Origin of the sequence: Companilactobacillus muriivasis, assembly GCF_036246245.1 — a bacterium.
Taxonomy (GTDB): Bacteria; Bacillota; Bacilli; order Lactobacillales; family Lactobacillaceae; genus Companilactobacillus; species Companilactobacillus muriivasis.
The window spans coordinates 59,211-80,714 of the sequence record NZ_BTTQ01000002.1 but is presented as its reverse complement, the minus strand read 5'-3'; the positions used below and the strand labels follow the sequence as shown (position 1 = coordinate 80,714).

General features: G+C 36.3%; 19 protein-coding genes and 1 other annotated feature. Of the genes, 5 read left to right on the top strand and 14 right to left on the bottom strand.

The features are described from left to right. Nucleotides 1-2 precede the first annotated feature (2 nt). Nucleotides 3-998, bottom strand: a complete 996-nt coding sequence (locus AAA923_RS03205; protein ID WP_338214516.1) for a tRNA dihydrouridine synthase — start codon at nucleotides 996-998, stop codon at nucleotides 3-5. 263 nt (nucleotides 999-1,261) lie between these two features. Between AAA923_RS03205 and AAA923_RS03200 the strand changes: the two genes are divergently transcribed. Then, on the top strand, nucleotides 1,262-1,873 hold the full coding sequence (locus tag AAA923_RS03200; protein WP_338214515.1) for a histidine phosphatase family protein: 612 nt from the start codon (nucleotides 1,262-1,264) through the stop codon (nucleotides 1,871-1,873). Between the two features lie 130 nt (nucleotides 1,874-2,003). Next, nucleotides 2,004-3,002, top strand: coding sequence for a tRNA dihydrouridine synthase (locus tag AAA923_RS03195; protein WP_338214514.1), 999 nt, complete (start codon nucleotides 2,004-2,006; stop codon nucleotides 3,000-3,002). 51 nt (nucleotides 3,003-3,053) lie between these two features. Here AAA923_RS03195 and AAA923_RS03190 read toward each other — a convergent pair whose 3' ends face one another. From AAA923_RS03190 to asnS, 4 genes are all read right to left on the bottom strand, one after another. Further along, entirely contained in the window at nucleotides 3,054-3,215 is a 162-nt protein-coding gene (locus AAA923_RS03190; RefSeq protein ID WP_338214513.1) for a hypothetical protein, read from the bottom strand. Next, nucleotides 3,196-3,756: a DUF1700 domain-containing protein gene (locus AAA923_RS03185; RefSeq protein ID WP_338214512.1), complete on the bottom strand. Its 561-nt coding sequence runs from the start codon at nucleotides 3,754-3,756 to the stop codon at nucleotides 3,196-3,198. Before AAA923_RS03185 ends, AAA923_RS03190 begins: the two co-directional genes overlap by 20 nt. Beyond that, nucleotides 3,749-4,066, bottom strand: a complete 318-nt coding sequence (locus AAA923_RS03180) for a PadR family transcriptional regulator (RefSeq protein ID WP_338214511.1) — start codon at nucleotides 4,064-4,066, stop codon at nucleotides 3,749-3,751. The genes AAA923_RS03185 and AAA923_RS03180 overlap by 8 nt, the downstream gene beginning before the upstream one ends. A gap of 310 nt (nucleotides 4,067-4,376) precedes the next feature. After that, on the bottom strand, nucleotides 4,377-5,768 hold the full coding sequence (gene asnS, locus AAA923_RS03175; RefSeq protein ID WP_338214510.1) for an asparagine--tRNA ligase: 1,392 nt from the start codon (nucleotides 5,766-5,768) through the stop codon (nucleotides 4,377-4,379). Between the two features lie 59 nt (nucleotides 5,769-5,827). Beyond that, nucleotides 5,828-6,060, bottom strand: a binding site (T-box leader). Nucleotides 6,061-6,466: 406 nt separating this feature from the next. Here asnS and AAA923_RS03170 point away from each other — a divergent pair. The 3 genes from AAA923_RS03170 to AAA923_RS03160 all read left to right on the top strand — a co-directional run bounded on the left by AAA923_RS03170 (nucleotide 6,467) and on the right by AAA923_RS03160 (nucleotide 8,575). Next, nucleotides 6,467-7,183, top strand: coding sequence for an alpha/beta hydrolase (locus AAA923_RS03170; protein WP_338214509.1), 717 nt, complete (start codon nucleotides 6,467-6,469; stop codon nucleotides 7,181-7,183). Between the two features lie 83 nt (nucleotides 7,184-7,266). Then, on the top strand, nucleotides 7,267-7,956 hold the full coding sequence (locus AAA923_RS03165) for a hypothetical protein (protein ID WP_338214508.1): 690 nt from the start codon (nucleotides 7,267-7,269) through the stop codon (nucleotides 7,954-7,956). A 73-nt stretch (nucleotides 7,957-8,029) separates the two neighbouring features. Continuing rightward, nucleotides 8,030-8,575 (top strand): nucleoside/nucleotide kinase family protein, encoded by a 546-nt coding sequence (locus tag AAA923_RS03160; RefSeq protein ID WP_338214507.1) that lies wholly within the window; start codon nucleotides 8,030-8,032, stop codon nucleotides 8,573-8,575. Between the two features lie 19 nt (nucleotides 8,576-8,594). Here AAA923_RS03160 and AAA923_RS03155 read toward each other — a convergent pair whose 3' ends face one another. The 9 genes from AAA923_RS03155 to AAA923_RS03115 all read right to left on the bottom strand — a co-directional run bounded on the left by AAA923_RS03155 (nucleotide 8,595) and on the right by AAA923_RS03115 (nucleotide 21,331). Next, on the bottom strand, nucleotides 8,595-10,319 hold the full coding sequence (locus tag AAA923_RS03155) for a collagen-binding domain-containing protein (RefSeq protein WP_338214506.1): 1,725 nt from the start codon (nucleotides 10,317-10,319) through the stop codon (nucleotides 8,595-8,597). A 138-nt stretch (nucleotides 10,320-10,457) separates the two neighbouring features. Next, entirely contained in the window at nucleotides 10,458-11,102 is a 645-nt protein-coding gene (locus AAA923_RS03150; RefSeq protein WP_338214505.1) for a nicotinate-nucleotide adenylyltransferase, read from the bottom strand. A 311-nt stretch (nucleotides 11,103-11,413) separates the two neighbouring features. Further along, entirely contained in the window at nucleotides 11,414-12,721 is a 1,308-nt protein-coding gene (locus AAA923_RS03145; protein ID WP_338214504.1) for an HTH domain-containing protein, read from the bottom strand. 41 nt (nucleotides 12,722-12,762) lie between these two features. After that, nucleotides 12,763-14,061, bottom strand: coding sequence for a PTS sugar transporter subunit IIC (locus AAA923_RS03140; protein ID WP_338214503.1), 1,299 nt, complete (start codon nucleotides 14,059-14,061; stop codon nucleotides 12,763-12,765). Further along, complete coding sequence (locus AAA923_RS03135; RefSeq protein ID WP_338214502.1) at nucleotides 14,048-15,490, bottom strand: glycoside hydrolase family 1 protein; 1,443 nt, start codon at nucleotides 15,488-15,490, stop codon at nucleotides 14,048-14,050. The genes AAA923_RS03140 and AAA923_RS03135 overlap by 14 nt, the downstream gene beginning before the upstream one ends. 155 nt (nucleotides 15,491-15,645) lie before the next feature. Then, nucleotides 15,646-16,815, bottom strand: a complete 1,170-nt coding sequence (locus AAA923_RS03130; RefSeq protein WP_338214501.1) for a MalY/PatB family protein — start codon at nucleotides 16,813-16,815, stop codon at nucleotides 15,646-15,648. Then, nucleotides 16,816-17,682, bottom strand: a complete 867-nt coding sequence (locus AAA923_RS03125; protein ID WP_338214500.1) for a DUF3737 family protein — start codon at nucleotides 17,680-17,682, stop codon at nucleotides 16,816-16,818. A gap of 99 nt (nucleotides 17,683-17,781) precedes the next feature. Further along, nucleotides 17,782-19,581: an ABC transporter ATP-binding protein gene (locus tag AAA923_RS03120; RefSeq protein WP_338214499.1), complete on the bottom strand. Its 1,800-nt coding sequence runs from the start codon at nucleotides 19,579-19,581 to the stop codon at nucleotides 17,782-17,784. Continuing rightward, nucleotides 19,571-21,331 (bottom strand): ABC transporter ATP-binding protein, encoded by a 1,761-nt coding sequence (locus tag AAA923_RS03115; RefSeq protein WP_338214498.1) that lies wholly within the window; start codon nucleotides 21,329-21,331, stop codon nucleotides 19,571-19,573. Before AAA923_RS03115 ends, AAA923_RS03120 begins: the two co-directional genes overlap by 11 nt. Between the last annotated feature and the right edge of the window lie 173 nt (nucleotides 21,332-21,504).

The window sequence follows — 21,504 nt, the reverse complement described above, 5'->3', positions numbered from 1 at the left end:
ATTTATTCACCAGGATCGATGCGGTCAACAATTGCTCTGGCCTCATCAGTCGTTTTAGTTTGCATTAAATCATTTCGAATCGCTGAAGCACCTTTCATCCCACGAACGTAAATCTTAAAGAAACGTTGTAGTGGCGCAAAGTGACCAGGGATTCCCATAGCAACGAATTGATCGTATAGGTCCAATTGATAACGCAATAAACCTAACAACTCGTGACTTGAATGTTCCTGCGGTACTTTTTCAAAGGCATAAGGGTTCATGAAAATTCCACGGCCAATCATAATACCATCAACACCAGGATGTTCATTTGCCAATTTGATACCTGCTTGATAATCTTCAATATCACCATTAATTTGCAACAAAGTATCAGGTGCATAAGTATCACGCATCTGAACGAGTTCATCAATCAACTCATAGTGTGCGGGAACTTTACTCATTTCCTCACGAGTTCTGACATGAACAGTCAAAACAGGTATTTGTTGCTTCAAAAGAAACGGAATCCAAGTTTCCATTTCGTTCAATTCACTGTAACCCAAACGAGTTTTCACACTGACAGGCAAACCGCCTTGACGAGCGCCCTCGATGATTTCTTTAGTTGTGTCAAAATGACGAATCAAATCGCTACCACTGTGGTTTTTGATAACCGCAATATCTGGACAACCAGTATTGATGTCAATTGCTTCATAACCTTGCTTAGCAACCTCTTTAGCGGCTTTAGCAAAGTCCTCACCTGAGTTACCCCACAATTGCACAATAGGCTTAGGATCTTCTTTAGGGTCGATATATAAACGCCCTTTAGTAGCCTCTTTAGCCAAAGGATGCGTGATACTCAAGGCATTCGTAAATTCAGTATAAAAATTATCCGGTGCCGCAGCTTTCATAACAACACGGCGAAAAACTGATCCGGTTACAGCCTCCATCGGTGCCAAACTAAAGAAAGGACGATTCTCCTTCTTAGCTTTTTCTGCGATGCGATTCCAGTATGCTGACTGGGTCACATTCTCACTTCCAATCAAAAATTAATTACAATACTAATTACTATACCGATTATGATGCTAGATTAGCAAGTATTTCGCCTAGTTTATCACAGTTTATTGAAGCATGTCGTTTCCAGAGCTGGAAATATTTGTGTGCCGTGGTAGTGATATATCGAATTTAATTATCAAAGGATTTTATCTCAAATCGGGATAAAATCCTTTTTAGGTTTGCAATGTAAGCGGATTAATGAAATACTAAACTCATATATTTAAGGGGGACAATTATGGTTGAATTATATATTGTCAGACACGGTGAAACTGACACCAATCATCAAGGAAAGATCAATGGTTTTGCGACTAATTTAGACTTAAACGAAACTGGTAGAAACCAAGTTAACTATTTGAAAGAACATCTCGATATCCACGACTTTGATGAAGTTTATTCAAGTCCTTTGAAACGTGCTGTTGAAACGGCTGAAATTTTGAATCAAGGTGTTCATGAAATTCAACTTGATAACCGTCTAGCTGAAATTAACTATGGCTCATGGGACGGGCTTCCCGTTGATGAAGTAGTCGACAAGCATCCCGATGGCTTTGACGAAAATGGTTATATCACAGAAGACTACATTAAATACGCCAAAAATGGTGAATCATATCAAACAGTTTGGGCACGTGTTCAAGACTTTATCAACGATATGAAAAACAAAGGTGACGAGAAAATTATGATTGTTTGCCACGGTTTCGTTACGCGTTCATTCGTCAAATTGGTTACGAAAGCTCCAGATATTGAAGATATTGTTGAGCCCGACAATGCCAGTGTTACAAAAATCAAGATTTCAAACGCCAGTCACCGACCTTATTTAGCTTATTATGGTCGTCTAGAAAATATTAAATAAAATATTATGAAGATATCTCAATTCGTGAGGTATCTTTTTTTAAATCAATCATTAGATTCTAAGGCCATAAACTAGTAGTATATAAGGATACGAAAAAAACACTTTTAAACAAATAAAGAGGTAATTCAGTTTGACAGAATCAACATTTTGGCCAACAATTTCAGCCCAAGCAAAATCAGAACATCGTCCCTTCTTCACAATGGCACCAATGGAAGCCGTCAGTAACACGGTCTTCCGCCAAGTCATCACTCATGCTTGCCCACCAGACACATTCTTCAGTGAATTCGTCTATGCGAAAAGTATCACTGATCCAAATACCAAATTTCCTGTTCACGGTCGACTTTACGTTGATTCACGCGAGAAAAAACGTCCAGTAGTTCAACTTTGGGGCAATGAGGCAGAAGACTTTGAAAAAGCTTCTGTCTCTTTGAAAGAGCAAGGTTTTGAAGCTATTGACATCAATATGGGCTGTCCTGATGGGACTGTCATTAAAAATCATGGTGGCAGCGACTTAATCAGAAATCATCAATGGGCTCAAGAAGTGATTGCAGCTGCTAAAACTTCTGATCTGGCTGTCAGTGCCAAAACTCGACTTGGTTACAGTAAAGTTGAAGAATTCAAAGATTGGATTCCTTTCCTATTAGAGCAACACGTTGACGTCTTAACTGTTCATTTGCGTACTAAAATGGAAATGAGTAAAGTTCCTGCTCACCTCGAAGTAATTGACGACATGATTAAAATGCGTGATGAAATTGCGCCAGAAACTTTGATTCAAATCAACGGTGACATTTCGGACTATCAAGCTGGTTTGAAACTAGCGAAACAGCATCCCGGATTGGATGGCATCATGATTGGTCGTGGTGTTTTCGCTAATCCATTTGCTTTTGAAAAAGAACCAAAGAAACATTCACTAGATGAATTATTGGATTTGCTACAAATGCAGTTAAACCTCTTTGATGATTTTTCTAAGCATTATGACATGCCACGTTTCCCTTCACTCAAGCGTTTCTTCAAGATTTATGCTCGTCCAGAATTGGGAGCAACTGACTTGAGAAATGCGATGATGGATACTAAATCTACTGACGATGTTAGAAAGATTTTGGCTGAGAAAGATAAATATTTGAAATAAAATAAAGGTTTCGTAAGTTTGAATTATACTTACGAAACCTTTTTTGCTATCTTAGTTCCATTTAATCGGAGCATACCAGCTACCACCATGGCCAATTAAAGCACTGATATCAAAGTTCAGACTGAATAGTGTTGCTAACACAAGTACAATTCCAACTATGATAAGAATTGTTCCCCAAAAAATAATTTTTGAATTAATTTTTAACAAGTCCATTTTTAATTCTCCTAACATTAAATTTTCTAAATAGATATCTATTAAAATTGAAAAGTTTCTGAGTTAAATACACAAAAAGTTGTTCTACCAATAATGAGCCACCTAAGAATAATAAGCCGATGCCGAGTTGAAAACCACCGTATAGCAAGCCTACTTTAAACATTACGACGAAACTACCAACCAGTATCCATCCACCAGCGATAACGAAACTTACGGCAATGAGTAAAACTGCAAATAATAAAAGGACTGGCACTAAGTATGCTGCCAACAAAAGTGGTCCCCAAACTGGCAATGATCCAATCAACAACGCACTCTTCAAACGATCACTCGTCTGTGGTATTTCAACATCATTGTCTGAAATAATTTCTACCAATACTTTTTTGACCCCACCGACCTTTTCAACCGCCTCAGTTTCAGTAGCACCATTTTCAATTAAATCATCCAAATATTCTGAATAATAATCGAGATAATCATCAGCATTCTTAACACCAAATTTTTGTAATTGCTTTTTTAATGTCTTTAAAAAAATTTGTTTATTCATCAATCTCTGCCCCTTTTATAAAACCAATAATTTTTTCAACTTGACCCCATTCGCCAACAAATTCAGCAATTTCCTGCCGACCAACATCAGTTATTTGATAATATTTTCGCACACGATTATTGTGAATTTTGCTTTTAGTCGTAATCGCCTTTTTCGCCAGAAGTCGCTTTAAAATTGGATACAATGTTGATTCAGATACTTCAATCAACGGTGCCAAATCATTGATAATGGCATACCCATATGATTCCTTCCGTTCTAGCTCGGCTAATACGCAAATATCTAATAATCCCTTTTTTAATTGTGTATTCATTTTATACCTCGTTATACAAAGTATTATGTATTAGGATGTATTATTTGTCAATATAAAAAAATAGCTATCGAATATTTTAAATTCGATAGCTATTTGATAATTATATATTGGCAGTGGCTCTAAAACGAGCTACACAAGGGCAACTCCCTCCGCTCAGGAGCTGACCTCCCTTGTTCTGCTCTCTAACTGAAACGAGTTCCACAAGCCAATTTCTTCCGCTTTGCCTAACTTCCCAAATCATCCGCAAAGTTCTGCGGATAATTCGTGAAGTCATGCAAATGCTCGGAAATTCCCGGGCTTGCTCCACTCTCTAAAACTCAGCATTACCTGGTGTTCTAGGATAAGCAATGACATCTCTGATATTTTCCATACCTGTGATGTACATGATCAATCTTTCAAATCCAATACCGAAACCTGAGTGAACTGTACCACCATACTTACGTAATTCTAAGTACCACTTGTAGTCGTCTTCGTTCATATCAAGTTCAGCCATTCTTGCTTCTAGCTTATCAAGACGTTCCTCACGTTGTGAACCACCAATTAATTCACCGATTTCGGGAACTAACAAGTCAGCTGCAGCAACGGTCTTGCCATCTTCATTAGCACGCATGTAGAATGCCTTGAATTCCTTTGGATAGTCAGTAATAAATACTGGCTTCTTGTAAACTTTTTCTGATAAGTAACGTTCATGTTCTGAATCTAAGTCAAGTCCCCAGTAAGGTTTAACTTCGAATTCAACATCTGTTGCTTTTTCCAAAATATCGATAGCGTCAGTATAAGTTACATGGGCAAATTCTTCGCCAGCTGTAGCTTTCAAACGGTCAATCAAAGTATTATCAACGTTTTCGTTCAAGAAATCTAATTCTTCTTTAGCATGATCCATAACGTAGTTAATAACATACTTCAACAACTCTTCTGAACAATCCATTTCATCTTTCAAGTCAGCGAAAGCCATTTCTGGTTCAATCATCCAGAATTCAGATGCGTGACGACCAGTATGTGAGTTTTCAGCTCTAAATGTAGGACCGAATGTATAAACGTTTCTAAATGCCAAAGCAAATGGTTCAACTTCCAGTTGTCCACTAACTGTTAGGTTAGTTTCTTTTCTAAAGAAGTCTTCACTGTAATCAACTTTGCCATCGTCTGTCTTAGGTACGTTGTTCATGTCCAAAGTTGTTACTTCAAACATTTCACCGGCACCTTCGGCATCAGAACTAGTGATGATTGGTGTGTGAACATAAACGAAATCGTGTTGTTGCAGGTATTCGTGGATAGCAAAAGCAGCTAGTGAACGGATACGGAATACTGAATAGAATGTGTTAGTTCTAGGACGCAAATGGGCAATTGATCTCATAAATTCGTATGAGTGAGCCTTCTTTTGTAATGGATAATCGGCGTCAGAAGCACCTTCTTCAATAATTTCAGTAGCGTGAATTTCGAAAGGTTGTTGTGCCTTAGGAGTTAGTGCCAATTCACCAACAACCTTGATAGTTGTACTGATTGGGAACTTAACAACTTCAGCGTAATTTTCCATATCGCTAGTCATAACAACTTGAACATTCTTAAAGAATGAACCGTCATTTAATTCAATAAAGCCAACTCGTTTTGAACCTCTGATTGTACGAATCCAACCAGAAACAGTGATTTGGTCACCGTCAGCAAATTCTTTTTTGTATAAATCTTTAACTAAAACGTTTTGCATTGATTTCTCCTTATATTCTCGGAATACTATAGACGAAAAAAAGATCCTCCATCCCCAATAAAAGGGACGAAAGATCTTTCCGCGGTACCACCCAAGTTTTTTATAAAAAAACACCTCAAAGTACATTAAATACTTGCCAATTGTAACGTACTGGTTGACGTCTAAACCTACTCTCGAAATTTCAGCTAGAAGAACAAAGATGTTTTTCGTATATACCGACACGCCAAGCTCTCACTACCCTTGACTCCCTGTGGATAAAGTATATAGTACTCCTTCTTTTAATATCTAAAACATATTAATTTTCTTAAATGTAGCATATTTTTATACAGGTTGTAAAGTACAATATTGATATACGTATGGTGATCCCGTCTCCAGAGCTGGGAAATATTCACTAGCTGTGCGGTACGGCCCGAGCCAAAGTACGGTCTCGAACCTCGGTTTGAAGCCTTGATACAGTTCGTCAAGTCTCCAAACACGCCCGGTGGTATAAGGACGGGAAAAATTTCCCGTCCTTATACCACTACCACGGCACACAAATATTTCCCAGCTCTTCCGACTAGTTAATCCGGTAAAAATTGAATGTAAAAGTATACAAATATATTTATAGCCAGATTACTTTAGACAACGAAACATTAGTATCAGATTATCAACTAACACATACGTTTTTATATAGATATTTTAGGATCGGGGTTTAAATTATGAAAAAATCAGTAAAATGGCTACTTGGCATTGTCATTACACTTCTCGCACTGGTGTTAATCATGCTTGCTGTGGTCAAAAATAAGGAGTATCAACCATCCACGGCAGCCAATTCTGCGGCGGAAAATAGTACGATTATAGACAATACCATCAAGTTTTCTGGTGATGACAGCAAGCCTAAAGTCATCTTTTACCCGGGTGCTTTAGTTGATCCCAAGAGTTACAGTATCTGGGCTAACAAGGTGGCACAAGCGGGTTACAGCGTTTATATCGTTCGTTTTCTACTCGACTTAGCTGTCTTAAATGCTAATGCAGCAGCCAAGGTACAAGGCAATTCCGATTACGTTATCGGCGGTCATTCCCTAGGTGGCACGATGGCTTGTCGTTATGCCAAAAATCATTCAAAAAAGCTCAAAGGAGTCTTCCTTTTAGCAAGTTATCCTGAAAAAAAAGGTGATTTACATGAAATAAAAGTACCAATTATCTCACTAACTGGAACAAATGACGGAGTTTTAAACTATACCAATTATAAAAAAGCTAAAAAATTACTGCCAAATAATACTATTTATGAACAGATTTCTGGTGGTAATCATGGTGGCTTTGGTAGCTACGGCAAGCAGTCTGGCGATAATGCTGCATCTATCAGCAACGCGAAACAGCAAAATATTATAAGTACATTATTAATAAATTGGTTAAATCACCGCATTAGTGAATAAACTAAAACGTTTTCATAGATTTCCACAAAAGCGCATACATTTTTGTTATACTGGGTTTAGTTGTTACATCTTTTGGGGGAAATATGACTATCTTAATTAATAAAAATATCAATTTATCTGCTGATTCAAAAACATTCATTGAACAATATATCAATTACGTACACGATGTTAACCCGAAGGATATTTATGAGGGTTTGAATAATAAACAAATATTGAAGAATAAATTTATCTTTCAAATTTATCAACTTGAGAATTTGGATCTTGCTGACGTCGACTTGCACGTTACTAACAACACAGTTTACGTCTTGGCACGATTCTGGAATTCCAAAATCATTAATATTGGGACAATTCCTTTGACTAAGGGTCTTAAAATGGCCTTAGCACAAGATTCGTACCCTACACTTTCAATTGCCGGCGGTAACTATAAAAAGGTTGTCACGGATGAGTATGGCGAAGACAGCATCGTTGATGACTTTGAACCATATCAATTAACTTTGGCAGTTCATAAAGCTGAACCAATCGACAATCGCGTTGAAAAAATTGATACAATTTATCACTATGCTTTTAAGAGTGAACAGAGTTTGGTAACAATTTCAAAAAATATGATGCGTTGTTTCGCAGTCTTTGGATTATTGCTAGGATTAGGATTCATGTTCCTGGGATTTTTCCTAACTGGCTTGATGGTAATTATCGCTTTCTTCGGCGTTAACTCATACACATTATTGTTGGCAGATACGCACATGCAAACAGAACGTCAACGAGTCAATTCTTAATAACATCCCTTTGTGGGTGTTATTTTTTTCCATTAGCTATATAATCAACTCAAAAATTAAATGAGATGATTATTTGAAATCTAGTTATGTTGTCGTTGTTAGCGGTGTTACAGGTGGTGGTAAAACAACTTTAATCAATGCCCTAAATAAAAAATTAAATAGTTTCGTGATTTCTTTTGACGATTATAATATTGATGCCCTTCCATCAGCGCCACCAATTGATACACCAGTAAAGGATGCAGTTAATCAATACGACATTAGTGCTTTAATGGCAGATTTGAAGAAAGTTAATAATCATTATCCATTTATCCTGATTGATTTTCCTTTCGGATATAAGAATAAAACTTTGAAGCCGTTTATTGATAAAGTGATTTATATTAAAACTCCATTGGATATTTGTTTGGCTCGTCAGATTACCCGCGACTATCAAGATAAATCAACTGATGAAATTATGTCATGGATGAGAACTTATCTCGACTTTGCTCGCCCTATCTTTGTTGATCATGATAAATTTGTCAGTAATGATGCTGATTTAGTGATTGATGGAACGCTGTCATTGAATGAAAAATTAAATTTAGTTTTAAAAACTATTCCATCAAAAAAAGACCTTTTGCAGTGACTGCGAAAGGCCTTTATTTTTAATCAACATCTACCTTCTTCTTTTTACGTTTAAAACCAAACATTGCTAACAGTACTCCAAAAATCATTCCCAAGAATCTGAATGTATCACGATTCGAGGTTTTTGGTAATGAGCTACTTGAGTCACTAGTATCGTTAGTAATCATTTCTCCAGCACTTTCCTTTGGCAATGGAGCATCTTGACTGGCAATGCTTTCAACTACCGGCTCCATTAAAGGATTGTTTGGATTTGCATTCTCATCAACTTCTTCAATATATGGACTTTCAGCTGATGAATCTGTTTCTGGCGTTAAACCGGGATCTACTTCTGGTTCTGGCTCGGGGATTTCTAGGTTTGGTAAATCTGGTAGCTCTGGATCTGGTGTGTTTGGAACTTCTGGAATATCTTCTGGGTCAGGTGTTTCTGGTTCGGGTTGTGGTTCCGGATCTGGTTCTGGCTCTGGTTCTGGCTCTGGCTCTGGCTCTGGCTCTGGTTCAGGTTCAGGCTGTGGCTCTGGATTTTCTGGTTCCGGTGGATCCGGATTTTCTTTATCTGGCGGATCTGGAGTTTCAACACCTGGAACTTCAATATCTTCCTCTTCAATTTCATTAGTATCCTGTAAATCCCATCTGTGACTTTGGGCTTTGATATTTACTCTAGAAGCAACGATATTTCCATCCAAATTTTTTTCTGCAGTAATTGTAGCTTCAGGGGCTAGTACACTCCCTGAAAATCTTTGATCCACAACAACTTCACCCCTATACAACATATCTTTGGCAGTACTATCATAGAAATTCCATAGTAAATTATTATCTTCAAAAAACTCTGTAACTTGATTCGGTCTGCTACCATTTTTTCCCATATAATTCAGATTAATTTCCGAACTCATAACATATTTTTTTACTCCATTAGTATCAACATTAATGATGATTGTTGTTCCAGATTTGTCATCGATTAAATCATTAATATTTAAAGGTCGATTCAATGTCAAAACTTCAGGTGCCAAATTAATTACAATTTCATGCTTTCCATCCTCTTCATATTTTGAAATATCAATAGTTCTTTTATTTTGATCTCCCAAATCACTATTTTTAAGACTTGTATCTGGAGTTCTTCCAGCTAATTCCTTTGATTTATCATTTAAAACAGAGAATGCTTGATTAAAGTTAATATATTGATTTTTTTCTTTATCCTGATACACCTCTTCATGACTTAAATGGTCCATCTTAATACTATTTACATGAACCTCTTTTAAATCATTAGCGGTATGAATTGTCATTTCACTACCAAATACAGCCTTGTTATCTCTTGCATCTGACTTAGTAATAAATGAACTATTCGCACACTCAGCTAAATTCTGAATATAATAAACTTCTCTTTGAAGATGTGTTCCATCTCCGGCTGTACCAAAATTATTTGTTCCAGTTACTTTTTCAACTGCCATATTTCCGCCAGTATGTGCTTCTAAATTGGCATGTCTCGCAAAGATATGGAAATTTGCTACATAGTCCAATAAATTATTTGAATTTGTTTCGAAGTCATCTCCAACAGTCCCGCCATCCTTAGCATCATATGGTACTAATGTCATATTATTATAAAGAATGAATTCTGGATTCTCTTCAGCGGCGGCCAAAACCATTTCTGTATTGGACAAGCTCGATACATGCGGTTTATAAACGACTGCAAAGGTTAACATTCTCCCCATCGATAACCCTGTTGCAGTCATAATAATTCTTTTCCTCATAAAGCCAACCTCCCAATTTGTGACTTTCTTAACCTAATTCCATTTTATAAATTTACTTGTAAGTTTGTCACTTTTAAACACAAGACAAATTCCGAAAGTACAAAAAAAGCCCGTCACATCAATTGCGACGAGCTGAAATTATTTTTTATAGATTCCTTTATCTTTGATATACCAAGCAACGTCATCAGGAACAAAGTACTTGAGCGATTTACCCTCACGCACACGCTGACGAATGACAGTCGAACTAATCTCAATTACTGGTGTATTGACCCATAAAACTGGGTAATCAGACTTTTTTTCAAAGCCTTTACGACAGACACCAACGAAATGAACTTCTTTCACAAGTTCCTCAATATGCGACCATTTCGGCAAATTTTCGACCATATCGTAGCCAACAATCAAATAATATTCAGTATTCGGATTACGTTCCTTCAAATGCTTGATAGTCTCATACGTATAGCTGACACCGCCGAGGTCAATATCAGTCATATCAAGCTCAAAATGGGGATTATCTCTAATTCCAAATTTGACCATATTGATTCGATCATCGACACTAACTTTCGGAATATAACGACTAATACCACGATGGGGTGGAATTTTGTCCGGAATAAATAAAATTTTGTCGAGATCCAACTGTTCATAAACTTGTTCAGCAATCATCAAATGCCCATTATGAATCGGATTGAATGCACCACTGAGAATACCAACATGCTTCTTCTTAGCATTGGTTTGCAGCTGTGGTTGGACTTTGGTTTTAGTAATAACTGATGCTGCAGTATTCATAAATTCACCTGCTTTGAATAACTATTTTCAATTATTATTATAGCCTTTATTAGATTCTTTTGAGAGATGAAAGTTTCTGTGATTTAATTTCTTGATATAACGCAATCATATACCTCGTATCACAGACAAAGATTAAACCAACAATTACACCGATAAAGCCCTTGGATTGGACATAGTCTGTAATAAACCAACAGTTATTATGGATGCCTGCTTACTTGAAAATCGATTGAAAAATACCAATGATTTGTAAATATCCTCATACTAGCAAAAAAAGGAAACTCGAATTTCGTATCATTAATTCGAGTTTCCTTTTATTTTTCCTGATAAATTGTTTGACTAATTGCCTCAATAAATTCCGCTAAATTATTCGGATCATCGAGCGTATGAATTTCAAAAAAACTAATCTCATTTAAGAGTTCCTTAGAGCGAATACGAAGCTGATCAGAAACGAAAAAGATATGTTCATGCAGTTGTATCAACTCATCTAATTTAAACATATTATTACAAATTATAATTGGAATTTGTGGTTGTAAAACAACCGCCAATTGAGCCTGTAACCGATAGCCGGCAACTAAATCGTTAGTATAAATAATGATTTTGACTTTATTTTGAATGTTAGTCAAAGTACTCTCATTAAGAAGATTTACTAATGGTCGGTCAATATCATAGATTGCAAATGGACATGGCTGTTTCAACTCAGCAGTTATTTCATGCACTGGAAAGTAAACATTGAGTCTCGCTTGTTCATGGTATTGAAAATTGGTCAAAGCTAGACAAGACATGATTGCATTTTCATCATTTTTATACTTTTCAAAAAAGGCTTGATAGTCCCCATGTAATTCCATGACATTATTCACCGGTGATAATCGTAAATATTCCTTAATAAACTGCTGTCTTTCAACCGGCATCGCATGCCAACCGAAGTTTTTTACATCACTTAAATTAGTCGATAGCAAGTAAAAAATCAAGGTAATATACGACTCAGTATCTGGCAACCAAACTCCAGTTAGCCGATAATAACCATCGACTATTTGTTTTAATAGCCGTTTTAATTGTGCTTCACTGACCTGATTGTTAAAAATCAATTTCAAATATGAATTATCAATTCGCCGATTAATCCGTGGCAACGATAATTGTGCTAATGCAAAGTCCAACCAAAGCTGATTTCCAATCAAAATAATTCCTTGATTATTCCCTTGAACCCTGACGTGCCAAGGACGGCAGGCCGTCTTCAACTTTTTAAGCGTTCGATTGATCAACGAAACTGAGATGTGTAGCGTATCTTCTAAATCTTGAATCGTACATTGTTCATCTTTAGTATATAAATACCAAAAGATTAAGAATGGCCAATCTTTTGCTAATGCTAAATGATCATCACCGAATTCCTCAGAAGCAACTACCTTCACCAATCTTGCAGAGTCTTCAACAAAATAAGCACGCTTTTCTTTATCATAAATAACTAATTGACTCGAAAAATTAGCATTAATACTTCGAATATCATTCGTAATTGTTCTTGATGAAACATTAAACTTTTCGGCCAATTGCTGACTTGATAAATAATTAGCTTCTTGATTAAAAGCTGTTAAAATTTGTCGCTGACGATTCAGCACTACCATCATCCCTCACAGCGACACGTCATCAGTCAAACCACCGTGTCACACTATTCTTGATTACCTTGTTCTTGCGCTAAGGCCTGATTATCTGCAATTCTAGCAAATGGTAAATAAATAATTGATGTCACAATTATCATCACAATTTGAAGTATAACAAACGCAGGACCTGATTGTAAAAAGCCATTGATCAATACTGGTGTTTGTTCTGGCAATGCCAACCCAATAATTGGTTTCACCCAGCCAACTAACGTTGCTAAGTATGAGACGCCAAAACTTACTAAAGGAGCAACTACAAATGGGATAAACATAATTGGGTTTAAAACAATCGGCATACCAAAAATAATTGGTTCATCGGTATTAAAGATTACAGCTGGTAAAGAAATTCGACCGAGTGTCTTGAATTGTTTAGATTTAGCAAAGAAAGCCAAGAAAATACATAGACCAAGTGCACAACCGGTACCACCAATCTTACTTGTCATGTAAAAGAACCGCCATGTAATAATATTAGGAATAGCATGGCCTGCATGGTAGGCTGCTAAATTTTGAAAATCTAGTGTGTATAAAATTGGCATCACGATCGAATTAATGGCCATTGAGTGAATTCCAAAGAAGAAAAATAGACTATTTAATAATACAACTAATAATATTGCCCATGGAGAGGTTCCAATTTTAACTAAAGGCACTTGAAGCAAGGTATAAATGGCACTATTTAAATCACCATAGCTGGTGAAACTAAAGGCAAACCGTATAAGGGTCATCAGTGTTGCAATCAAGATAACTGGAACCAGCGACTTGAACGAATCGCCAATCGTAGTTGGAACACTGTCAGGCATTTTAATCGTCCAATTAGCTTTAATAATACGGCTATAAAGTTCACCAACAATAATTGAAACAATCAGTGCTAAGAACAACCCTTTAACCCCAATGTTATCAAACGGAATGAATGGAGTTGCTACGCCTTTAATGTTAATCATCTTGAGTGGCGCTAAGATAAAAATACTCATAACTGATAAAATTGCAGGAATAACATTATCAACATGCTTACTCTTACAATAACTACGCGTTGTGAAATAGGCAACGATAATCGCTAAACTATTCATGGTAAATTGGTATGGCAAATTGAAGTAACTCGTTAAATGATTTGCTGCCAACCAATTGACAAATGGCGCATAGGGAAAGTTAACAATAATACTAAATAATGAGCCAAGAATTAAGAAAGGTAATGAAGAAATCATCCCTTCTTTGATTGCAGTCAAAATGACACTCTGACTCATTTTCCCCGCAATTGGTTCAACCCATTTTTGCATTGCCGCCTGAAACTTGGACATCCAACTATTCGATTCCATCTTCTCCAACCTCCTCAGTATTTGCTTTAATGACACTTTGATACCAATAAAAACTAGCTTTCTTGATTCGTTTTAGTTGTTTTAAATCATCATTATCACGATCGACATAAATCAAGCCATATCGTTTATTCATACCACTATGGCCACTAATCACATCCATGAGTGTCCAAACGCAATACCCCAACACCGGAATACCACTACTAATGACTTCGTGAACTGCTTTAATATGATCATGTAAATATGAAATTCGTTTTAAATCTGACACCGTCGTGACGCCATCATGCTTTTCCAAACTTTCTTCATTGCTAAACCCATTTTCGGTAATCAGAATAGGCAATTCATAGTCATGATAAAGCCGTTGTAACGCAATTCTTAATCCGACGCTATCAATCGTCCATCCCCACTTAGTTGTCGGTAATGTGCGATTCTTAGTCTTAGCGTAAATGCCATATTCTTTGTTTGGCACTGGTAGCCCTTCGGTTTTTCCAAAATTTTGTTGCGCACTCAAAGACGATACATCATCAGTTGAATAATAGTTAATCCCAATAAAATCTGGTCGATTTTCCTTTAAAAGCTCCAAATCAGTCGTTGGAAAATCTGGAAAAATACCGCGATCAACTAAATATTTTTTGAATATCGGGTTATAGTGTCCTCGACACTGTAAATCCAATATATAATTTTGTGTCAAAGTTGCTAAATCATCAGCCGCTAACACATCTTCGGGTTGATCCGTCGCCGGATAATAAGCTTGGTAAGAAAGTGCTGGACCAATTTTGGTATTTGGTAATAGCTGGTGGCACTTGGCAATCACACGTGCAGACGCCACACACATATTATGATTAGCAACATAAGCCTCCTGCTTGTGATCGCTAAAGTCAGCCTTTCCATCGCCAATACCAAGTCTCTCGGGCATTTTGACCACGTGATCTTGTTCATTAATCGTAATCCAATACTTAACTTCGTCACCTAATTCCTTAAAAAGATAAGTGGCATAATTCTCATAATCTCGAATACTCTTTCTGGAAAGCCAGCCACCATACTGTTCAACCAATTTTGTTGGATAGTCAAAATGATAGATTGTAACGATTGGCTCAATGCCATTTTGTTTTAACTCTTGAATAACATTTTTATAAAACTCAATTCCTGCCAAATTAGGCTTGCCGTTACCTGTGGGAAAAACTCTAGTCCAAGAAATAGATAATCGAAAAGCTTTTAGTCCCAATTCCTTCATCAATCTGATATCTTCATGATAACGATGATAAAAATCAACGCCATCATCAAAACTAGTTGTATTAGCTTCCTTACGCGTTTGATCGATTACAGATGGGCCCTGACCATCTTTTTTCCAATCGCCTTCTGCCTGAAACGAAGAAATTGCAGCTCCCCATAAAAAATCCTTTGGAAATTCCGATAGCGTTTTCAATTCCATGTGAACATCTCCCAATCAATTTATAAATCAATTATGTTGCAGGAGCCACTTCTCAACAATATCTGCTTTTTCTAGTACATCAGGAAAAAGATGACATTAAAAAAATGACTCACCAATCAATGAAGATTGATGAGCCATTTAATTATTATTCTTTTTTATTTCTGATAATCATGAATTGATTTATTTAATCTATCTAAACCATCTTGAATCATTTCAGTTGGACTAGCAATATTCATCCGAATAAAGCGTTGACCATCCCCACCATAAACTGAACCGGGCGTTACAATCAAGCCACTATCTTGGCGGATAAATTCAGCTAATTCATTAGCATCTTCAGTAATTTCAGCAACATCAAACCACAATAGGTATGTTGCCTCACCTTCAACCCATTTAACTTCAGGAATATTTTTTTCGATGAAATCTAAAACTAATTTTCGATTAGCACGTAATTTATCTTTTAAAGCCTGAAGCCATGCGTGACCTTGAGTATAAGCTGCAATCGTTCCTGGAATGGCAACAAAATTTGGTTCGGCCAATTCTTCACTGTTCAAACCACGACTGACTTGTCCACGAAGATTTTCACTCGGAACAATAACAGTTGCTGCGTGCATTGCTGCAACGTTGAAAGTTTTACTTGGTGAAACAGCAACGACAACATTATCCAAATACTTGGCATCTAAACCAAAGATCGGATTATAACCCGTGTCATTCAAAGTTAAATCACCATGAATCTCATCACTGAACAATTTCACATCATACTTAGCACACAAACTAGCAATCTGAGTTAATTCATCCACACTCCAAATTTTTCCAACTGGATTATGAGGATTGCAGAGAATCATCATATTCGTTAGTGGATTGCTCAACTTCTTTTCCAAATCAGCAAAATCAATCGCATATTGATGCGTATTTTTATCGTAAACTAAATCACTTGAAATAACATGGCGACCACTGTTAACGATTGAGTTATAAAAAATGTTATAAACCGGTGCCTGCACTAAAACGTTGTCCCCAAGCGAAGTCAAACGACGAACCGCTGAAGAAAGTGCTGGCACTACTCCAGTTGCAAAAATCATCCAGTCTTCCTTAGGACGAACATTGTGCTCTGTTTCATACCAATCGGCTACGGCCTTGAAATATTCTGCAGGAACCTCTTCATATCCGAATAATCCCATAGCAATTTTTTCTTGCAAAGCTACAATGATTTCTGGTGCGGTTTTGAAATCCATATCGGCAATTGTCATTGGCAATTCGTTGGCTTTAACATCCCACTTGGCAGAATTTCCAGCACGTTTCTTATTCAAAGTTTCGAAATCATATGTCATTTAGGCACCTCTTTGTGAAAGATCAGTGCTAACTTGAATATCAGTTTTACTTGGATCAATTTCAGGATCATCAAAGATAATATTATCAACTGAACCAACTTTAATCGTACCGCTGATTGGATTCTTGATACTCATCACATTAGTTGTGATATCGGCATCAATATTTGAGCAATATTCAAATGCTAAATCCGTGCGCAAAACTTTACAGTTGACCATCTTAAGACCATCGATATAACAGAGACCTTGGTCACTTTCAATCGTACAATTGATCAATGTTAAATTCTTGGTATTCCAGGCTAAATATTCACCACTGATTTTTGAATCATAAACAGTCACATTCTCACAATTCCAAAAAGCATCTTTAGAAACGAAAGTTGAGTTGTGAACTTCGATATTTTTAGCACCATCAAACACGTAATTTCCTACAACATTCAAATTATCGGCCGTGATATTCTCACTATCTTTACCAAAGTAATTACCGTTAACTTGAACATCCTTCATATCAATATTCTTACAAGTCAAAAGTGTTTCCTCAGCATCAGAAAAATGAACATTTTCTAATTTGATATCGGAAGCACGACGGAATAATTTTGGTGCTTGTAAAGCTGAATTTTTAATTTCAATATCGTGTGTATACCAAATACCTGAACGTGACATTGTTTCAAAAATACTGTTATTAACCTTGATATGTTTTGAATACCACAATGGATATTTCCAAGTAAAAATAACATCATCCAAATCTAAATCATGTGTTTCTTTTAGTGGAGATTCTCCTTTACCAAAAGTGGTATCAATTAAAGCTTCGTCATGTTGTTTAAATAATGGCCGTTCGCCATCAAAATAACTTTCTTTTATTTGTTTTTTCATAAAATACTTCCCAATTTATTTATTCTTTCAAGAGTTATTTTACTCACGAACCACAAATATGTTAAATACTTATCCAGAATGCCTAACCATGCCTAAAAGTTATATTTGCGTTGCATCAGCCGACTGCAAGGCATATAGCTCTGCATAATGACCGCCTTTAGCCAATAATTCTTCATGCGTACCACGTTCAATAATCTGCCCATGATTCAAAACTAGAATTTGATCAGCATCTTGAATCGTTGATAATCTATGGGCAATCGCAATCGTCGTCCGATCATCACGCATCTTCGACATCCCTACGGTAATACTTTGCTCAGTCTGGGGATCAATATTGGCAGTTGCCTCATCCAAAATCAAAATCTTAGGATTACGGACAATCGTTCTAGCAAAAGAAATCAATTGACGTTGGCCTGTTGAAAAACTAGCCCCTCGTTCACTAACTTTTGCATGATATTTTCCTGGTAAATTCTGAATAAAGCCATCAGCATCAACAAATTTACCAGCTTGTTCAATTTGTTCATCAGTAATCTTGTTGTCAAACATTCGAATATTCTTAGCAATATCACCATAGAAAAGATAAGGTTCTTGAATAACTAGCCCCATTTTTTTACGTAATTCTTGGGTTGAATAGTCACGAATATCATGATCATCAATCAAAATCTGACCTTCACCAAATTCGTAAAAGCGCAGCATAATATTAATGATCGAACTCTTACCACTACCCGTATGACCGACAAAAGCAACTGTCTGACCAGGTTGTACAACAAATGAAACGTCTTTTAGGACTGGTACTCCTGGTTCATAAGCGAAAGTAACATGTTTGAATTCAATCTTACCTTCAGTAATCGTTGCTAAACTGGACTCATTTTGTTGTGGAGCCGTCTCTTGATTATCGAACAGGTGTAACAATCGATATCCGGCAATCATTCCGTCCTGGAAAAATGACAAGAAATTCATTACATCTGAAAGTGGATTGAAGAAATTCTCTTGATATGACAAGAAGGCGTAAATTACACCAGCCTGTACCAAGACATGCGTACTTTCTATTCCAAATCCACTCAATGACACTACTTCTGCTAATGCAAACATCAAACTAATCGTTGGATAAAGTAGCAACGCATTGATATTGATCATCTTATTTCGCATTAAGAAATAAGCGCCATTACGATTCTCAAATTCATTAGTCATTCGTTTTTGTTGACCAAATTGCTGGATGATACTAATACCCATTAACGATTCGTTCAATTTAGTATTAATCTGACTCAAATACTCACGTAAATTTTGATAAATCTTGGAACTTAATCTTTGATACAACCAAACTAAGAAATACAAAGCTAAAACAAATAATGCTGTTGCCAAAGCTAAATATAGATTAACTGAAACCATAGCGATAAAGGCTGAAATCATTGAAAAAGCTGCGACAATAATCCATAAAAAGAGATACCAGAAATCAAATAAAGTTTTTGTATCATTAGTGACTCGTGAAACAATTGATCCGGCTGGAGTTTTATCAAAATAGCTCAAGCTTAATGTGTGAATCTTAGCAAAAATATCACTTCGGATTTTTTCCAAAGTTCGTTCGGCCCCCATTGAAAAGAAGAAGATCTGAACAAATTGCGTAATAGCTTTCAAAACAGTTGCAATCGCATAAACTGCCGCGAAAACTAAAATCATTTGCATGTTAGTACTCATATTAGTCAAATAATGATCCATGAAATACTGCAACATACGTGGTAACAAAACATTGATAACACTCAATAAAAGTGCAAAGAAAATTGAAATTCCAAATTGAAATTTAAAATACTTAGCAAAACCAAAGAGTTGTTTCATTATCGTTCGTCGTTCTTTGCCACTCAATGCATGGATTCTTGCCAAAGTGTCCTTAACATCATTCTTCATGATCTAGCCTCCCCTCAATTTCAGTATTTTTCGTTTGTAAATTAAAGGTTTGCGCATACCATCCAGGTTGATTCAAGAGCTCTTGATGTGTACCTTGCTCAACGATAGTTCCACCATCAACGACAATAATTTCATCAGCATTTTCGACAGAGCTTAGTCGACTAGCAGCAATAATTGTTGTCCCATTTTGGCGTTCTTTGGCAATTTGTATTTCAATATTACGTTCAGTTTTTGAGTCAACTGCGGACAATGAATCATCCAAAATCAATAATTTGGGATCACTCAACATTGCTCGTGCAATTGCTAAACGTTGTTTCTGACCGCCAGAGAGTGAGACTCCTAATTCACCAACTTGTGTATCGTAACCATCTGGCATCTGTTGAATATCACTGTCTAAATCAGCAATAAAACTAGCTTTTTGAACATCTGACTGCGAAGCTGTAATATTGGCAAACCGAACATTATCACGAATATTAGTTGAAAATAAGAAGTTAGTCTGTGGAACATAACCAATGATATCGAGATAACTGTTAATCTCATATTTGCGGATATCAATATTGCCAACTTTAATATCTCCATCATAGTGATCAAAGTCACGCATCAAGAGACCAATAATAGTTGATTTACCACCACCAGTTGGACCAACAATTCCGAGTGTTTTTCCAACTCCTAATTTGAAGTTAACATCATGCAAAGCAATCGCATTATCATCAGGATAGTGGAATCGCTTAATTTCAAAATCGATTTCTCCACCAGGAACTGTTGTTAAAGCATTCGTCGCTTTAACCAATGATGATTTTTCGGATAACAAATCCATAATTCGATCATAACTAGCTGAGCCACGTTCCAATAAATTGAACAGACTTCCGACCGCATACATTGGCCAAGCCAAATTAGCCATATAAGAAATAAATGAAACTAATTGCCCAATCGTAATATTTTTATGAAGGACATTCATCCCTCCAAGAATAATAATTACCATATAAGAAATACCCATGATAATGGTTGTTAGTGGATCAAACATTGCGTCAAGTCGATATGTCTTTTTATTAGCTTTAATATTTTTATGAACATATTCATTAAAGTCAGCAACATCTTCCTTTTCTTGTCCTAAAGACTTTAAGACCTTAATTCCCACGACACTCTCTTGTGTCTTATTATTAATGCTTGAAAATGCAGCCTGTGAATCCTTAAAGGCATTATGAATTTTGGTACCTAGGATTCGCGCCATTACCCCTAATAGCAACAAAGGCGACGCTGCCATCAAAGTCATCTTCCAATCAATCAAAAATCCCATTGCTAAGATCATTGAAGACCCAGTAATAATCGAATCAGCTAAAGTCAGAATACCTGGTCCAGCGACTGACCTAACCGCATCAATATCATTAGTTGCATGTGCCATTAAATCACCGGTTCGCCATTTTTGATAGAAAGTCGAATCCATCTTCATAAAGTGGCGAAAAAGTCGACTACGCAACTCACGTTCCAAAACAAAGGAACTTCCATAAATCATCTTTTGCCAAAGAAAGCGCAATGAATATTGTAAAATTGCCACAACAAACAAAATGACCATATTAATGGTCAAATATTTCAGTGTTAAGTTTTTTCTACTGACACTATCTACAACATTACCAACGATTCGTGGTGGTATAACGTTACAAATAGCAACCAATAGTAAAGCAACAACTCCGACTAAATATTGTTTCCATTGTCTTTTAAAAAACCAACCTAATCTTGTAAAAATCCCCATAAATCTCACCACCTCAAAAATGTGCCTAGCTAATACTTTACTACTTATTATTAAAAAAGTGGCTGTTAGCACCTACTTATATTAAACTTTTTTAATCTAATTAGAAAGAAAAGACGATTTTCTCAGTTTTGAACTGGAAAATCGTCTTTTTTTAGTATTTCATTTGTTTAATA

Bases quoted from the DNA above. Each gene is read 5' to 3' on its own strand.
- AAA923_RS03180 (WP_338214511.1), bottom strand. From the start codon at position 4,066: ATGAATACACAATTAAAAAAGGGATTATTAGATATTTGCGTATTAGCC.
- AAA923_RS03145 (WP_338214504.1), bottom strand. From the start codon at position 12,721: ATGATGGTAGTGCTGAATCGTCAGCGACAAATTTTAACAGCTTTTAAT.
- AAA923_RS03115 (WP_338214498.1), bottom strand. From the start codon at position 21,331: ATGGGGATTTTTACAAGATTAGGTTGGTTTTTTAAAAGACAATGGAAA.
- AAA923_RS03125 (WP_338214500.1), bottom strand. From the start codon at position 17,682: ATGAAAAAACAAATAAAAGAAAGTTATTTTGATGGCGAACGGCCATTA.
- asnS (WP_338214510.1), bottom strand. From the start codon at position 5,768: ATGCAAAACGTTTTAGTTAAAGATTTATACAAAAAAGAATTTGCTGAC.
- AAA923_RS03155 (WP_338214506.1), bottom strand. From the start codon at position 10,319: ATGAGGAAAAGAATTATTATGACTGCAACAGGGTTATCGATGGGGAGA.
- AAA923_RS03150 (WP_338214505.1), bottom strand. From the start codon at position 11,102: ATGAATACTGCAGCATCAGTTATTACTAAAACCAAAGTCCAACCACAG.
- AAA923_RS03130 (WP_338214501.1), bottom strand. From the start codon at position 16,815: ATGACATATGATTTCGAAACTTTGAATAAGAAACGTGCTGGAAATTCT.
- AAA923_RS03200 (WP_338214515.1), top strand. From the start codon at position 1,262: ATGGTTGAATTATATATTGTCAGACACGGTGAAACTGACACCAATCAT.
- AAA923_RS03190 (WP_338214513.1), bottom strand. From the start codon at position 3,215: ATGGACTTGTTAAAAATTAATTCAAAAATTATTTTTTGGGGAACAATT.
- AAA923_RS03135 (WP_338214502.1), bottom strand. From the start codon at position 15,490: ATGGAATTGAAAACGCTATCGGAATTTCCAAAGGATTTTTTATGGGGA.
- AAA923_RS03165 (WP_338214508.1), top strand. From the start codon at position 7,267: ATGACTATCTTAATTAATAAAAATATCAATTTATCTGCTGATTCAAAA.
- AAA923_RS03170 (WP_338214509.1), top strand. From the start codon at position 6,467: ATGAAAAAATCAGTAAAATGGCTACTTGGCATTGTCATTACACTTCTC.
- AAA923_RS03120 (WP_338214499.1), bottom strand. From the start codon at position 19,581: ATGAAGAATGATGTTAAGGACACTTTGGCAAGAATCCATGCATTGAGT.
- AAA923_RS03185 (WP_338214512.1), bottom strand. From the start codon at position 3,756: ATGAATAAACAAATTTTTTTAAAGACATTAAAAAAGCAATTACAAAAA.
- AAA923_RS03140 (WP_338214503.1), bottom strand. From the start codon at position 14,061: ATGGAATCGAATAGTTGGATGTCCAAGTTTCAGGCGGCAATGCAAAAA.